Here is a 15,013-nt window from a genome sequence, read left to right as displayed (position 1 = left end):
ACGAAATAATATTTTAAGCAGTTTGTAATGACAAATTACAAACTGCTTAAAAATAAAAAAAGATTGCCTCTTTGGATATGAGCAATCTTTTTTATTTTGTTAGGAGATGAAATGTATATTTTTGTACCCTATCTCCATCAAGTAAAAAAATGTTTGTTCCCTAATAATGAAAAAAATGAATTTAATTTTCATAAATAACTGTAAAGTGGTAAAAATTTCGTTTTGGAAGTAATTCGAAATTTTAAGTTAATGGGCATAGGTTGGAACCATTTCCTTGTTTAGACTGGATATCCGCCTGTTGGCGGTGGCCAAGCACTAAATAATCTGCGGATCAGCACAATTTCTCCTAAATGGTAGGAGTTGTGAGATGCAATATTGCGTAGAACACCCCCAGTGGTCTCACCAGGCCATTCCTCCAATATTTTGTCCAATTGAACAGTTTGGGCAATCGTGCATGCCTGTTCAATCCCTTGAAGAAAATACTGAATAATCTGTTGCCACTCTTCTTCACTGGCAGGACATTCTTCTTCAGGCCAGCTCTCTTTTACATGGGCGGGCAATGCAGGCTTCTTCCCCTGGGCGGATAATAAGAGAAAATCTTGCCAGTAGGTCATGTGTTTTACTAATTGATAAATAGAATAAGGTAGTTCCTCTCTGCGTTTTCCCGCAAGCACCATGTCTATATCCGACAAAGCATTTTTGATGGGAAGATGTCCTCGTTCTCCTCTTAACGATTTTACTAATGCTAGGCTAAATGCCTTATTTGATTGATCCATAATAATTGACTCCCATCCTGTTTTATTTTCTAATTTGCTGATTTTAAGGTTTCGTCTCTTTTATATGTACTAAATAAATTATAGAAGATTTACGACTATTAAGAGAAAGTAAAATAAGGAAAAAATAACAAGAATCACTTACTTCTTAACGCACAGGAAATCGTTGTTTTTTATTTGAATAGTACCTTAATATACAATTGTAGTAACAGATAAATCAAAGGTTCGAATAACAATATCCAGGTCTGCGATAATGTCAGCCACTTTTGATTTTAGCTATTCCAATCCCTACTGAATTTTGTCCAATTGATTTTATTTTGAATGAACTATGAGTTGATTATAATGGTTAGAGTGAACTCTAAGTCAAGAAAAAATAATAAAAGGATAGTTATTCTATTATGAGGGAGTTCGTAAAGCAAAAATAGTGTTTCTATACTAAGGTCATTTACGTGTTATAATACATAAATTAAATGTGTATATATACATAGTTTCTCAGAGTGCTGCAATGTTAGGTATGAACTGTGTAACAACTAGAGGTGAATAAAGGATGTTAACGTTTTTATTTGAGTTAGACAAGAATCTCCCGCAGAAGGATGAGCCACGGTATGTTGCTTATACAAATGGTTTTATCGAAGGGGATTTAACAATTTGTATGGGTGACAGAGTATTTTTTCAAAAATCATGTATGAAGGTTGCAGAGCTGGGCATTTATTTAGGTCAGTGGATGGAACAAGTTCAACACGGGCAAAACGTGCCTATGAAATATGAAACGGCTGACCGTGAAGAGGTCATTCTTGGTTTCTTCTATGAAGAGGATCATAACCAATGGAATGTTTCTTCCAGCTGGCAAGAATTTGAACTTCAAGAGCGTATCTCTACTGAAACATTAGTAGAGAGCGTTCAATGCTATTTATATGAGCTAAATAAGGAACTGCGTGCGATAGAATATCCTGTGACGTTTGATCAGTACTTAAGAGGAGAGCGAATGATGCAGCTTTCTTACAAACGACCGTGTGATAGCAAAGCAGATACGACGCCGATAGAGGTTTATAATGGAAGCGAGCAAGTAGGCGTAGTAAGGGGCTATTATAAAAATACGCTGATGAGAGTGCTGGATTTTATTCCGAAAATTGGTAGTAATATCATTTATGAAATAAAGGATATTAAGAACAATATTCGCGTCATTGCAAAGGATGTAAGTAGGCAGCGCCAAAGAAAGATTTTAGTAACGTACATCGATAATAATGATGCAGAGCATGAAATACTTGTATGTGACGGAAAGTTATTGGATGCAAATTTTATATTTACCTTTACATATAAGGCAGAAGAATATGTTGTTCATAAAACTTCATTTGGAATGGGAAAATTATTACGAAAAGGCTATTTAATCGCAGATTGGAATATTCGTCTTGAGGAAGATATGTATTACATCGAGATGAATGCATATGATGGAGATTACATGGAGGATCAATACTTACTATTAGGCGTATTTCATGCGGTTTTATATGGATAATCGATGAGAAATACCGTCATTCTTCTTGGAAAGAATGACGGTATTTTTTATTTATCCTCAAAAATAAAAAATCTCATCAATCGTACTATGAAGTGCCTTCGCTATATCGTGAGCGAGTTGCAATGAAGGATTATACTTACCTTTTTCAAGGTGGCTAATTGTTTCACGGCGTACACCAACTTGCTTCGCTAAATCTTCTTGTGTCATGTTCAATTTGGCGCGGTATTCTTTTATCCTCGTTACGAACGCCATGGTGCATCTTCCATTTCATCAACAGGTTTATCATAAAAGAACATAGAAAAACCGAACGTAAGAATGAGTGTGCCGAAAATAAGAGCGATATCAATTTCTTGTAAGATCGGGTTTGGAAATAACATTTCAATAAACATAATGATAGCGGTAGTTAGTAATGTAATGATAAATGCATTGCGACACGATTTATTTACAATTTGTTCAAACAGTTCATCGTGTTGAACTGTTCTATACGATGTGAAAAAGGAGAAGAAACAGAACATAGTAAACAATCCTTTTTCATAAAAAAAACCGAGGAAACCGAAGAAACCGAGAAATCCTAAATATTTTATCCAAGTTGTTTTCATGATAGGTCCTCCTTGCGGTGTTAGAAATAAGTCACGTTATGTTATAAATATATCACGTATGGATAGGAATGGTAATAATAGTTTTCCAGTTTGCTTCATAATAATAGTAAAAAGAGGAAATATGCTGCGAAATAAAGAGGATAATATTGTAAAATGATTGTAAGGAGGGGGAGGAAGAAATGCTAACTTGGATCATGATCGTTGTATTACTTGTAGTGATTACTGTCATTGCGACGGTGTTAATTGGGCGGAATGGTGATGCGAATTATAGCAAAGCGACAAAGGGGAATATTAAACGATTAACAATGATTTATATTATACTAGCTGTCGTTTTAGTTGTTGGATTAGGGGTGTATATTTATTTTAAAGGTTAAATAAACTGAAAAATGTAAAAATATTAAAATAGAAGTATGCTATAATATCAATATAGTTATTTGGTAATTAAGGAAAGGATTGGATGGAATGATTGAAATTACGAATGTGTCAAAAAGTTATAATGGGTCTACCTATGCAGTAAAAGATTTAAGTTTATCTGTACCTAGCGGCGAAATCTTTGGATTTTTAGGACCGAATGGTGCGGGTAAATCCACGACAATTAAGATGATTACTGGCATTCACGGGGTGGACAAAGGGACTATTACGATTAACGGAAAAAATATTATGGAAGAGCCGATGGAAGCGAAGAAGACGTTTGGTTATGTGCCGGATAGTCCAGATATGTTTTTACGTTTAAAAGGAATTGAATATTTAAACTTTATGGCAGATATGTATGAAGTGCCGAAAGAAGTAAGACAAGAACGAATAGAGTCTTTAGCGAAGAAGTTTGATCTTTATAATGCATTATCTGATCAAATTCAAAGTTATTCGCACGGTATGAGACAAAAAATCGTTATTATTGGTGTGCTCGTGCATGAGCCAGATGTATGGATTTTAGATGAACCGTTAACAGGGCTTGATCCGAAATCTGCATATATTTTAAAAGAAATGATGAGAGAGCATGCGGATAAAGGAAAGATTGTATTTTTCTCTACACACGTATTAGAAGTAGCAGAAAAAATATGTGACCGCGTTGCGATTATTAATAAGGGGAATTTGCAGTTTAAAGGAAATTTAAATGAAATGAGAGATCATTTTAAATCCAATGAATCACTTGAAAAAATGTTCTTGGAGATGACGGGAAATGAGTAAAATTTGGACGTTAACGAAAGTATTATTGAAATTAAATTATGCAGATTTCATAACAGATAAGAAGAAGCGATGGGCGTATGTATTTTCATTTGCAGCTATTTTATTTGTTGGCTTTTTAATGTTTGGTTCTATAACGCACGCAATGTATGAGGGAACGAAACAATTAGGGCAAGACCCAGGAATGATTATCGCAATGGGACTTGCGATTGCGAGTATATGGGTATTTTTAATGAGTATTACGAACATTTTAACTGTATTTTATTACAGTAATGACATTGAAATGTTACTACCATTACCATTAAAACCAGCGCAAATTATTTCGGCAAAATTTTTAACAGTATTAATTACACAATACGTAATGAGTTCATTCATTTTATTACCAATCTTTATTACGTACGGGTTAAAAAGTGGCGCATTTATTACATATTACATATACATGATTTTGATTTACTTACTCTTCCCGATTGTGCCGTTAGTATTAGCTTCGTTACTTATGACAGTAATCATGAGATATACAAATATAGCGAAAAATAAAGATCGAGGCAATATATTTATCGGAATCGTAAGTATACTATTTATTGTAGGAATTAACGTATTTATGCAGTGGAAAAATAAAAGTGCGTTTTCTGAAGATGCAATTGCGAGTTATCTTGCGAATAATCAATCCTCTCTTTTAGTACAAATGACAAATTATTTTCCAACTACATATTTTGGAGCAGTGGCATTAGTAGAAAATGCAAATTGGAAGGGACCTTTATATGTAATAATCTTTGCAGTTATTTCATTTGTCTTCTTTGTGTTGTTTTATTACATAGCAGAGCGTACATATTTAAAAGGGGTTATTGGACTTTCAACGAGTACAGCAAAGAAACAAGTTATTTCGGCGGAAGATTTACAGAAATCAACAGCACAAAGTTCGCATTTAAAAGCGTATGTGAAAAAAGAATTTAAAACGTTATTCCGTACACCACAATTTTTCTTAAATTGCATTGTACAAACTTTCGTTATGCCAATTATGTTGTTCTTTATTTTATTTGTGCAAGATGGAAATTTAAAGTTTATTACAGAGTATATTAACAATCCAAAGACAACGGGATTTGCAATTGGTGTTGGCCTTTGTGCATCGTTATTTTTAATGGGTAGTAATGTCATTGCAACAACGTCATTTTCGCGAGATGGAAGCTCTTGGTTTGTGAATCGTTATTTACCAGTAAAGGCTTCGGATATCTTTTTTGCGAAAGCAATCACTGCTTGGTTAATTAATGTAATCATTTTAGCAGTATTCGGTATTACGATGGCAGTTGTAGCTGGGATTTCTCCAGTCTTCATGATACTGTGGTTTTTACTAAGTGCGAACGGGTTACTGTTAATTAATTTAATCGGAACACGCTGGGACGCACAAACTGCAGATATTCATTGGGATACAGAGCAGAAACTATTTAAAAGTCGATATACAACTTTATGGAATTTTTTAGCTAATATTTTAATAGCTTTAATTATTGTGGGGGGAGTAAGTGTATTATACTTCTTCCTTCAAGTAGGACTTTGGGTTATGTTTATCGTTTTATTTGTAATGTTTACGATTGTAAACTATATCTTTATTAAAATGTTAAAATTAGGTGCTGAACGTATACTGTCAAATATTCAATAAGAAGATAGATCCTCTGTATTCATGCAGAGGATCTGTGTATAGATGGAGGAGAAAAAGGTGAAGAAAATAGCAATTGTAACAGGGGCAACTCGTCTGAATGGAATTGGTGCAGCTGTATGCAAGGTGCTTGCTCAAAAGGGGATAGACATTTTTTTCACGTACTGGCCAAAGTATGATAAAGCGATGCCATGGGGAATGAGTGATCAAGAACCCTTTTTGCTGAAAAAGGAAATTGAAAGTTACGATGTACGATGTGAAATGGCAGAAATCAATTTATCGCAGTCTTATTCGCCAAATCGTTTGTTTTATATGGTATCAGAACGGTTAGGTGATCCATCTATTCTAGTTAATAATGCAGTATATTCTACTCATACGAGAATTGAGGAATTAGATGTAGAGCAGTTGGATAAACATTATACAGTTAATGTTCGGGCTACTATGCTATTAAGTTCATTGTTTATAAAACATTATTCACTTAAAACGGGCGGGAGTATTATTAATCTTACTTCAGGACAGTCAGTAGGTCCAATGCCAGATGAACTAGCATATGCAGCAACGAAAGGGGCAATTGAAGCATTTACAAAGTCAGTAGCACCAGTTGCGATGGAGAAGGGGATTACAGTGAATGCTGTAGATCCAGGACCGACGAATACAGGATGGATTACAGAGGAGCTGAAGCATCATTTAGTATGGAAGTTCCCGCAAGGTAAAGTAGGAGAACCGGTGGATGCTGCGCGCTTAATTTCTTTTTTAGTAAGTGAAGAAGCGAAATGGGTTACTGGGCAAGTCATTCACTCGAATGGTGGTTATTCATAAAAATATTATGTTAACAAATGTTGAGAAACAAAAAACGAAAGAAAATTTTATTTTTTTGTATAAATAAAATGTCAAGAAAGATAAAAATTTGATAGAAGAGTATATCGTCATATGAAGATAGTAATTCTTAATGTGACAATATACTCTTTTTCTTTTACTTGCAAGTAGAAAAATGAAGTAGAAGAAACTCGAATATTAAAATGAGTTTATCAGTTTTTGTACGTATTATTATGAAGATTACTGTCGGAAAGATGGTAATTCGTATGAAAAGGGATTTTTTAAGGGGGAATCGAATCGTAAAGGGGAGGATAAATTATGTAAAACATAGGGGGATTTATATGAAAATGAAAAAGGTCGCTATCGCATCGATAACAATTGGTACAATGCTTACTATGGCAGCTTGTAGTCCTTCAGCAGATAAAGAAACGGAAAAGAAAGAGCAAGTAACTGCGCAAAATGATGGAGAAGCAAAAACGACAAGTGCAGATGAAGCGTCAAAAACAACGAAAGATACTGAAAAAGAAACAAATACTTCTTCAAATGAAAAAACAGATAAGGATGCAAAAAATACGAAAGAATCATCAGAGACAGAAAGTAACGGAAAAACGTCAACTCAAAACGAAAATGTAAAAACAAAAGAAAAAGAGACGACAGGAAAAACGAATGATCAAACGACTAGCGGGAAAACAACAGATCAAAGCACAAGTACAAGCACAAACAATAACGGAAAGACAACGAAAGATCCGAAGAAAAGTGTTGCTGTGAAAACGAATGTTAAAGAAGTTGTAGCATTAATTGATAGCTTGGACAAGCAGTTAGCTGCTAATCCGAAATTGGAAACAGTGAATAAGCTTGGCAAACAAATTAATGAAAAGTGGGATGTGATTGAAAAAGAGCTAGAGGCATCACATCCGACGGATTCTAAAACAATCGGTCAAAGTATGTATCCGTTAATTGTAGGAGCGGAGAAAGAAAAAATCGATATTAATAAAATGAAATCTTTAACGACGAAAACGAAAAAAGATTTAAATCAGTTATTGACGAAACTTTCGTAGTTTCAAAAGCCTACTCGTGTCAGTAGGCTTTTTTGGTTGTTATACTGTGCACAGTATAACTTATTTATTTTCATTTTCAATTACGATGCGAAAGGAACTAAATGCTTGTTGACTGATATAATCTTCTTCGCTAACTTTATAAGGAAATGGAAAAGCGACGAGTTGAAAATTACTTTCCTGATCCACTGAAGGCAATATGAAATTAAAGATTTGCCTCGTTTCAGGTGCAACTTTAGTATAAACGACTTTTCTATTGTTAAATATTTCAACTTGTTTCCAATCTTTAAAAGCCACGATTGCGTAAGTCATTTCATCATTCGTTTCATTACCGTTTGATAGGGTTAATTGCTTGCCTTCCTTTTCAAAGAAGACAGTTTGTAAGTTCTCTTCACGGTTCGTAACAAATAATGGTTCGTAAAGACCATCTTTTAAAATAGCATCTGGATCTATATGGGAGAGTTTTATTTTTTCGCTTTCTTTCTGAGGAAGACGCATTGAGTATCGCATACTTAGAATATCTTCTAAAATGGCTGCTTTATTTAAGTTATTATCTTTTAATTTGTATTCAGGTTTTTTAATTATTAAAAAGGTTAATTCACTTGCATTAGGAGAAGTGTGTAAAGAGATTTTCGTAGTCATTGAACTGTTTGGCTTCATATCAAAAAAATAGTGTGATATTTCATTAGTAGTATCTTCTATTTTAAAAGGTTTTTGTTCGTAATCTTCTAGAACAATTAATCCATATTTTCGGTTTTCGTTAATAGTATGTACGAATGATAATGATACATTAATTTTATTATCCTCACTAGTAATTGTACTACCGTTGTTAATATGTTGGCCTTGATTATCCTTCAATCCGTAAGAAATAGTATTGGTTTGTTGCCCTCTCTTATTTTCTTTAGAAGGTGGATGAGGTTGTATGATTGAGGTATTGAACAAAATATAAATTGTAAGTAATGAAATGAGTAAAACACCGATAATAATATATATTTGTTTCATAAATAGCACCTCAATATATGTAAAGTATTAGAGAAAAAAGATATGCAAGATGCATATCTTTTTTCTCTTTCTTACCAGAAGGCTTTTGTTTCGTGATTCACATCATTATAACCACTTAATTTATAGGTATGATTACCGATAGCGTAATCATCTCCATAATAAACGCTTGTGTTGGTCGCTGTAGCACTGACAAAGGATGATTTTTTTGCACTATTACTTTTCGTATTTACTAATGAGCCATCGCCATTGAAAGTTCTTGCTTTTGCATAAACATAGTCTTCGGTCGTAGTTGATTTCGATTTAGCAACTGCATATGGGTTACCAAAAAAGGGAGTATATACGCTAATGTTAGAGTCATTCTTAGGTGCAGCTGCAACAGTCAAACTAGGAACACTAGATGTTTTTGTTGATTGAATTGTATCAAAGTCAACTAAAACGGGCTGCTTGTCTACAGTATCGACCTCTGAAGCACTTGCGTTATTAGTAAAACCAAAACCTAAAACCGCTAACCCTAAAGTTGTCACCGATAAAGATTTTTTCATATTCACTAATTTTCCCACCTTTTTAAATTTTTGAGTTCGAACTCAATTCATACAATATATGAAAATTTCGAAACTCTCAATGGTTTATCCCATACTTAACTTTTCTTTTACTTTCGATTCAACATGTCTTCATTTGCAAAAAAGCGAATATATCTTCTAATGCTTAGCCAGCAAGGGATACAGGTTTAATTTTATGAAATTCATGTAAATTTAAATCTATTCATGTCAGAATCTCTGTTATTTTTAAGTTCATATGGGAAACTTATTAAAAAAAGGATGGTGACAAAAATGACAATCGATCGAATTTGTACAATTGGACCCGCAAGTAATAATAAAGAAACGTTAGCACAGTTAATAAAGAATGGTATGAAAATTGTTCGACTGAATTTATCGCATGGCACGCATGAAAGTCATAAAGACATCATTCGTTTAGTGAAATCATTAGATGACTCTATTAAATTTTTGGGTGATGTACAAGGTCCTAAAATAAGATTAGGTGAAGTGAAGGGAGAGCAAATTACACTTCAGGCAGGAGATTCTTTTATTTTACATACACAACCAGTTACAGGGAGTAATACAGAAGCAAGCGTTGATTATGAAGGAATTGCGAATGATGTGAAAGTAGGCAGTAGAATTTTAATTAATGATGGAGAAGTTGAATTAATTGTTGAAAAGATAAGTACGGATAAAATAGAAACGAAGGTAAAAACAGGTGGCAATATCTCATCTCATAAAGGAGTTAATTTACCAGATGCGGCTGTTCGTTTACCAGCTATTACAGAGAAAGATAAAAAAGATATTCAGTTTCTTTTAGAAGAGAATGTTGATTTTATCGCGTGTTCTTTCGTAAGAAAACCTAGTCATATAAAAGAAATACGAGATTTTATACAACAGTATAAAGAAACGTCACCTAATGTAATTGCAAAAATAGAAACGATGGAAGCAATCGAGAATTTTCAAGATATATGTAAAGAAGCAGATGGAATTATGATTGCAAGGGGCGATTTAGGAGTAGAGTTACCGTATCAATGCATTCCGCTTTTACAGAAAATGATGATTCAGGAATGTAATCGAACGAATACATATGTCATTACAGCAACACAAATGCTTCAATCTATGGTAGATCATTCTATTCCAACAAGAGCAGAGGTGACTGATGTGTTTCAAGCTGTACTGGACGGGACGAATGCAGTTATGCTTTCAGCTGAAAGTGCATCAGGAGAACATCCAATCGAAAGTGTGAGAACATTACGTCTCGTTTCAGAATTTGCAGAGCATGTTAAAAAAGATGGACCTTTTGCGATGAAAGATGTACTGGAGTTACTGCATAAATCACTGAATGAGTGATGAATAAAAAAAAGAGGGTGGATATGCATCCCCCCTCGTGTTTACTCTTGTTCTTGTTCATCTAAAATCTTATCAAAAGCAGCAGATACTTTATCAAACTCTTCATCATTTTCAATGTATGAAAACTCATTATCTTCTTCTACTTTTAAAAAGAAAATATCAATGTCTTCCTCAGTTTCTGTTTGGATATCTTCAACAAAGGCAACTGCAATATATTCTGCACCTTCGACATCCATTGCTCCAAGTACTTCTACTTCCTGATCCTCATTATTCTCATCGCTAAGTGTAAACACTTCGCCAACTTCAATATCAGACATATTCATTCTCCTCCTGTTCGACTCTAAAAATAGAGCACTCAAACTGTATACATACTAACATATCTTTCCATGAAAAACCAAATTCATACGTAAGAAAACAATTGATTCTTCTTTAGTATGAGTATACAGCTATTAGGAGCATTATTTGTCTGTGCTATATTACTTAATCCATTCAACAATTGTATCCATAGTCTGTCTTGTTTTATCACGCTTTGGCTCTTCTTTACGGTAACCAAAGGCAACCATAACTGATACTTCAAAGTTATCGCCTTGTATAATGCCTTCTTGACGAAGTAAAGAATCTACTTCCTCTTTATCAAATCCTTCTATTGGACAAGAATCAATACCGATTTGAGCTGCGCTCGTCATCATATTACCTAAAGCAATATAAGTTTGTTTAGATGCCCAATCAAATACAGCACGATCGGATTGTAATAAGTTAAAATCTGATTCCTGGAACTTTTTGAAGAATTCATATCTAATTTTTTGAGTGTCTTCAGGCAATCCAATAATATCGTTCATCATATATTTGATATACTCTGCATCATAATGCATATCTTTAATGTTTCTTGAAAGAACAATAACAAAATGACTAGCTGTTGCAAGTTGCCCACCAGCGCCCCATGAATACGGTTGTAGTTTTTCTCTTAATTCTTTATTTTGTACGACAATAAATTTCCAAGGCTCATATCCAAAAGAAGAAGGAGATAATCTGCCTGTTTCTAAAATAAATTTAAAATCCTCTTCTGAAATTTTGTGCATAGGATCGAATTCTTTACATGCATGTCTGAAATGAAAAGCCTCCATAATCTTTTCTTTTGTAATTTCATTTGTATTTGTCATAAAAGTTCCTCTTTTCATGAATTTATTTTTGTAAGTAAATTATATTTTTAAAGTAACAAAGATACAAGTACGCACATTTATGTGGTATAGTATCAAAAAAGATACTATTGATAAGGGAAGGGATTTATTATGGATTGTTCAAATGAAAATAATATAAATTACCCATTTTTAAATAAATATTCTTGTCCAGTTGAAGCTATGGTTGAGGTGATTGGAGGGAAATGGAAAGGGGTAATTTTGTATCATTTATTAGATGGTACAAAGCGGTTTAATGAATTAAAAAGATTAAAACCAAATATCACACAAAGGATGTTAACACTGCAGCTGAGAGAACTTGAAGCTGATGGGATTATACATCGTGAAGTATACCGTGAAGTACCACCTAAAGTTGAATATTCGTTAACTGAGCTTGGTGAATCACTACGTCCAGTGATTCTATTAATGATGGAATGGGCAACTCATAATATGGAGAAGGTTTTGGAGAATAGGAATACGAAAAATAATAGTTAAGAGTTGAAATTGATATAGACGAGTTATGTGAAATAGTTGTAGAAATAAAAGGTGTTTCCATACGTGAAAACACCTTTTATTTCTATATTTTTTACTTTTTAACTTCAACTGCTGAAGTTGGAAAGTTATTTAAGTTTGCAGTTTGACCATACCAATCAGCATGTTTAAAAACAACACCTTTTCCATATCCGTCAGTTGAAGTACGTTCCCATAGTGTTGTTGAGTAGCTAGCAGTAGGAGCTGCTGTACGTACAGAAACAATTTGATTTTGCCAACTAGCAGACAAGTTTTTATAACCGCTACTTAGAGAAAAATACTCGCTACCTTGATTTGTAAGTTTATAGAAGTCTGTACTACCAGGTCCGCTTCCTCCAACACCAAGGGGAGTGATTGAATGATTCAACCTTTGTTTATCTTTTTCAATAAAAGACTCTAAACTTTCTTTGCTCGAAAATCCATAAGATAACCAGTCTCCATTTTGATTTTGTTTCGGTAGAACTAACGTTATTTTTACGTCTTCCTTTGATGGAGCACTCAATTTGTTAAACGAATCAACAGTCTTTTCATCTACAGTTACATATTCGAAAGAGGAAATCGTATAATCTTTTTCGGTACTAGCTGATACTGATCCTAGTCCTCCAGTTAACGACGAGACAGTTAATAATGCACCTGCTACCAACTTTTTCAGCATGGATTCATCTCCTTAAAACTTAGATTTTTTACATAACTAAAATGTATGTTAATTTGAATGTTTTATAAATATTTAGAAGTTTATAAAAATTAAACAGAATATTCTTTTATTATTCTGGAGTAAGGAAAGTAATTAAAAATGAAAAAAGGTTTACTTAAAAAGTAAATCCTTTTTGGGGGTTAGCAATAAAGTTAGTGTGTGAAATTGATTTTCCTTTTTGCCGACCTATCTCAAAACTCTATGGATTAAAGTTTCATTTTATCCATCTATGAATCACAAACTTCTTTTGCATTCATAGAAGCAGCATCTAATAAAAGGAAAATGGTTGCTATAATATGTAGAAGGATTTCTATATAAGGAAAGAAGGCAACTAGAGTAACGATAATACCTATATAATGAGTGTACGTATTCATGCCTGCTTTTTTAGCTAATAAAATAGTAGTGATATGTAAAGCAATCAATAGTAGTAAAGGTAATCCATCTAGGTTAACAAGACTTGGAAATAAATAATAACAAGGAATTAATAAAAGATGATAGATTCCTGTGATCCACTTTAGTGCTTGTATGTAAGTTTTCAAAGTAAATCCTCCTAAAATAATATATCTATATATTACTAAAAATAACAGGTAATTGGATATTATATATTTTTAGTTTTAGGTAGCTTGTAATTATTTTATGTAAACTAATTATTGATTATCTATAAAATAGAAAAACCACCCAAACGAGCGTGGTTCGTATTATAAATAACTACTTAAAGAAGAAAGGGAGACCTTCACCTCACTACCTTCCTTCATATTTCGCAGCATAACGGTTTCTGTACTAAGTTCGTCTTCACCAATGATAAGCACATAAGGGATATTCTCTTTATTGGCATAATTAAGGGCACGTTTTAATTTGCGTCCTGCTAGTTCAAGTTCAACTTTTAAGGAAGTGGTAGAACGTAATTGCTGGGCAATTTGTAAGCATTGTAATTCTGTTCCGAGTGGGATGATAAATAGATCCGCTGTAGATGATAATGTTTCTTTCTGCGAAAGTGCTGTATAAATAACGTCTAAACCGAATGAAATGCCGACTGTTGGATAGTTCATATTATCACCACGGAATGCTCCGATAATGTTATCGTAACGGCCGCCACTACCTATGCTAGATGTAATTGAGCCATCTTTTAGGAAGATTTCATATACAGTCCCTGTATACATTGTGAGTCCTCTTGCTAAAAACGGATTGAATATCGTATTTTCATTTATTCCGAGAGCGATTAAATATTGCTGTAATTGTTGCAATTCGTTTACTCCATCGGCAACGAGTTGGTTATTGAAAGCTTCTTTAAAGTCAACAATTGTAAGCTTTAGACAAGATAATACAGTATTACATATTGTATCAGCCATTTCTTCAGAAATGCCGCGCTCTAATACATCTTTTCGTACACCATCAATCCCAATCTTTTCGATTTTGTCTAATGATAAAATGACGTCACTTGTTAATTCACTAGGGATGTTAATGGCCTGAAGAATACCATTTAACAATTTTCGGTTATTATATTGGATCGTTATCTCTAAGTTTAATGTTTGGAACAGCTCAAACGCCATGCTCATGAGTTCCGCTTCTGCCATGACTGATTCTACACCGACTATATCAACGTCGCATTGTATAAATTCACGAAATCTTCCTTGTTTAATTGGCCCATCTCGAAATACTTTCCCAATTTCATAACGTTTAAAAGGGAGGCGAATATTCGGATTCATTGCCACAACTTTTGCGAATGGAATAGTTAAATCGTATCGTAAGGCAAGCTCACGTTTTCCCTGATCCTCAAGTGTATATATTTCTTTTAAAATTTCATCGCCACCGCCGTACTTGTAAGACATAAGCTCATACATATTTAACGTCGGTGTCTCTAACGGTTTGCATCCGTATCGTTCAAACGTATCTTCACAAGCCCTTTTAATTTTATTTCGCAGCACTTGCTCCTCTGGTAAATAGTCTTTTGTGCCTTTTACATTTTTCATTTCCATTGTAATCACTCCTATTTTAAAATTAAAAAAAGCTATGCGGGTATAAAAATACCCACATAGCTTTATGAACGCTTCGTGGGTCAACAGGAAAAGCCCTGTACCCACGAAGAAAAATTTTTCTTCGGATACACGGCGTTACGTATGATGATGAAGT

Annotated in this window: 18 protein-coding genes; 8 read left to right on the top strand and 10 right to left on the bottom strand. The window is 33.8% G+C overall.

Translation table 11 applies throughout. From position 1 onward, the window contains the following. Nucleotides 1–278: 278 nt before the first annotated feature. Nucleotides 279–776 carry a DinB family protein gene (locus ACS2FK_RS14380; RefSeq protein WP_016080905.1) on the bottom strand — a complete coding sequence of 166 codons (498 nt, stop codon included), beginning with the start codon at nucleotides 774–776 and terminating at the stop codon, nucleotides 279–281. A gap of 544 nt (nucleotides 777–1,320) precedes the next feature. Between ACS2FK_RS14380 and ACS2FK_RS14375 the strand changes: the two genes are divergently transcribed. Continuing rightward, nucleotides 1,321–2,286: a tubby C-terminal domain-like protein gene (locus ACS2FK_RS14375; RefSeq protein WP_063548028.1), complete on the top strand. Its 966-nt coding sequence runs from the start codon at nucleotides 1,321–1,323 to the stop codon at nucleotides 2,284–2,286. Nucleotides 2,287–2,343: 57 nt separating this feature from the next. Here ACS2FK_RS14375 and ACS2FK_RS14370 read toward each other — a convergent pair whose 3' ends face one another. Together ACS2FK_RS14370 and ACS2FK_RS14365 are read right to left on the bottom strand one after the other, a co-directional pair. After that, entirely contained in the window at nucleotides 2,344–2,538 is a 195-nt protein-coding gene (locus tag ACS2FK_RS14370; RefSeq protein WP_063548026.1) for a helix-turn-helix transcriptional regulator, read from the bottom strand. Next, a complete protein-coding gene (locus ACS2FK_RS14365; protein ID WP_023522524.1) occupies nucleotides 2,526–2,885 on the bottom strand; it encodes a DUF3796 domain-containing protein in 360 nt (119 codons plus the stop codon). Before ACS2FK_RS14365 ends, ACS2FK_RS14370 begins: the two co-directional genes overlap by 13 nt. Before the next feature lie 179 nt (nucleotides 2,886–3,064). Here ACS2FK_RS14365 and ACS2FK_RS14360 point away from each other — a divergent pair, with 179 nt between their 5' ends. The 5 genes from ACS2FK_RS14360 (at nucleotide 3,065) to ACS2FK_RS14340 (ending at nucleotide 7,595) form a co-directional block, all read left to right on the top strand. Continuing rightward, the gene (locus tag ACS2FK_RS14360) at nucleotides 3,065–3,259 is read left to right on the top strand and encodes a hypothetical protein (protein WP_000958863.1); all 195 of its coding nucleotides are present in this window, start codon (nucleotides 3,065–3,067) and stop codon (nucleotides 3,257–3,259) included. A gap of 88 nt (nucleotides 3,260–3,347) precedes the next feature. Beyond that, nucleotides 3,348–4,073, top strand: a complete 726-nt coding sequence (locus tag ACS2FK_RS14355) for an ABC transporter ATP-binding protein (RefSeq protein ID WP_000570205.1) — start codon at nucleotides 3,348–3,350, stop codon at nucleotides 4,071–4,073. After that, entirely contained in the window at nucleotides 4,066–5,724 is a 1,659-nt protein-coding gene (locus ACS2FK_RS14350) for a putative ABC transporter permease subunit (RefSeq protein ID WP_053563962.1), read from the top strand. Before ACS2FK_RS14355 ends, ACS2FK_RS14350 begins: the two co-directional genes overlap by 8 nt. 57 nt (nucleotides 5,725–5,781) lie before the next feature. Beyond that, nucleotides 5,782–6,540, top strand: a complete 759-nt coding sequence (locus ACS2FK_RS14345; protein WP_000716965.1) for an SDR family oxidoreductase — start codon at nucleotides 5,782–5,784, stop codon at nucleotides 6,538–6,540. A gap of 338 nt (nucleotides 6,541–6,878) precedes the next feature. Beyond that, nucleotides 6,879–7,595, top strand: a complete 717-nt coding sequence (locus tag ACS2FK_RS14340; RefSeq protein ID WP_063548024.1) for a hypothetical protein — start codon at nucleotides 6,879–6,881, stop codon at nucleotides 7,593–7,595. A 60-nt stretch (nucleotides 7,596–7,655) separates the two neighbouring features. On the opposite strand, the gene ACS2FK_RS14335 is transcribed toward ACS2FK_RS14340, so the two are convergent. Both ACS2FK_RS14335 and ACS2FK_RS14330 read right to left on the bottom strand, forming a co-directional pair. Continuing rightward, nucleotides 7,656–8,594, bottom strand: coding sequence for a hypothetical protein (locus tag ACS2FK_RS14335; protein ID WP_000810150.1), 939 nt, complete (start codon nucleotides 8,592–8,594; stop codon nucleotides 7,656–7,658). 71 nt (nucleotides 8,595–8,665) lie between these two features. Beyond that, on the bottom strand, nucleotides 8,666–9,142 hold the full coding sequence (locus ACS2FK_RS14330) for a hypothetical protein (RefSeq protein WP_001056356.1): 477 nt from the start codon (nucleotides 9,140–9,142) through the stop codon (nucleotides 8,666–8,668). A gap of 282 nt (nucleotides 9,143–9,424) precedes the next feature. Here ACS2FK_RS14330 and ACS2FK_RS14325 point away from each other — a divergent pair, with 282 nt between their 5' ends. Continuing rightward, nucleotides 9,425–10,483 carry a pyruvate kinase gene (locus ACS2FK_RS14325; RefSeq protein ID WP_000151078.1) on the top strand — a complete coding sequence of 353 codons (1,059 nt, stop codon included), beginning with the start codon at nucleotides 9,425–9,427 and terminating at the stop codon, nucleotides 10,481–10,483. Between the two features lie 41 nt (nucleotides 10,484–10,524). On the opposite strand, the gene ACS2FK_RS14320 is transcribed toward ACS2FK_RS14325, so the two are convergent. Both ACS2FK_RS14320 and ACS2FK_RS14315 read right to left on the bottom strand, forming a co-directional pair. Then, entirely contained in the window at nucleotides 10,525–10,806 is a 282-nt protein-coding gene (locus ACS2FK_RS14320; RefSeq protein WP_003271045.1) for a DUF1292 domain-containing protein, read from the bottom strand. A gap of 153 nt (nucleotides 10,807–10,959) precedes the next feature. Then, the gene (locus ACS2FK_RS14315; protein ID WP_060851896.1) at nucleotides 10,960–11,643 is read right to left on the bottom strand and encodes an NAD(P)H-dependent oxidoreductase; all 684 of its coding nucleotides are present in this window, start codon (nucleotides 11,641–11,643) and stop codon (nucleotides 10,960–10,962) included. Between the two features lie 129 nt (nucleotides 11,644–11,772). Between ACS2FK_RS14315 and ACS2FK_RS14310 the strand changes: the two genes are divergently transcribed. Continuing rightward, complete coding sequence (locus tag ACS2FK_RS14310; protein ID WP_000340659.1) at nucleotides 11,773–12,153, top strand: winged helix-turn-helix transcriptional regulator; 381 nt, start codon at nucleotides 11,773–11,775, stop codon at nucleotides 12,151–12,153. A 91-nt stretch (nucleotides 12,154–12,244) separates the two neighbouring features. Here ACS2FK_RS14310 and ACS2FK_RS14305 read toward each other — a convergent pair whose 3' ends face one another. From ACS2FK_RS14305 to ACS2FK_RS14295, 3 genes are all read right to left on the bottom strand, one after another. Beyond that, nucleotides 12,245–12,844 carry a hypothetical protein gene (locus ACS2FK_RS14305; RefSeq protein WP_000914421.1) on the bottom strand — a complete coding sequence of 200 codons (600 nt, stop codon included), beginning with the start codon at nucleotides 12,842–12,844 and terminating at the stop codon, nucleotides 12,245–12,247. A gap of 266 nt (nucleotides 12,845–13,110) precedes the next feature. Continuing rightward, nucleotides 13,111–13,422, bottom strand: a complete 312-nt coding sequence (locus ACS2FK_RS14300; protein WP_063548022.1) for a hypothetical protein — start codon at nucleotides 13,420–13,422, stop codon at nucleotides 13,111–13,113. Between the two features lie 159 nt (nucleotides 13,423–13,581). Continuing rightward, nucleotides 13,582–14,859, bottom strand: coding sequence for a histidine--tRNA ligase (locus ACS2FK_RS14295; RefSeq protein ID WP_063548020.1), 1,278 nt, complete (start codon nucleotides 14,857–14,859; stop codon nucleotides 13,582–13,584). Between the last annotated feature and the right edge of the window lie 154 nt (nucleotides 14,860–15,013).

Origin of the sequence: Bacillus cereus group sp. BceL220 (assembly GCF_051776965.1) — a bacterium.
GTDB lineage: Bacteria > Bacillota > Bacilli > Bacillales > Bacillaceae_G > Bacillus_A > Bacillus_A cereus.
The sequence above is the reverse complement of the archived record's forward strand: the minus strand, read 5'-3'. Positions and strand labels throughout refer to the sequence as shown.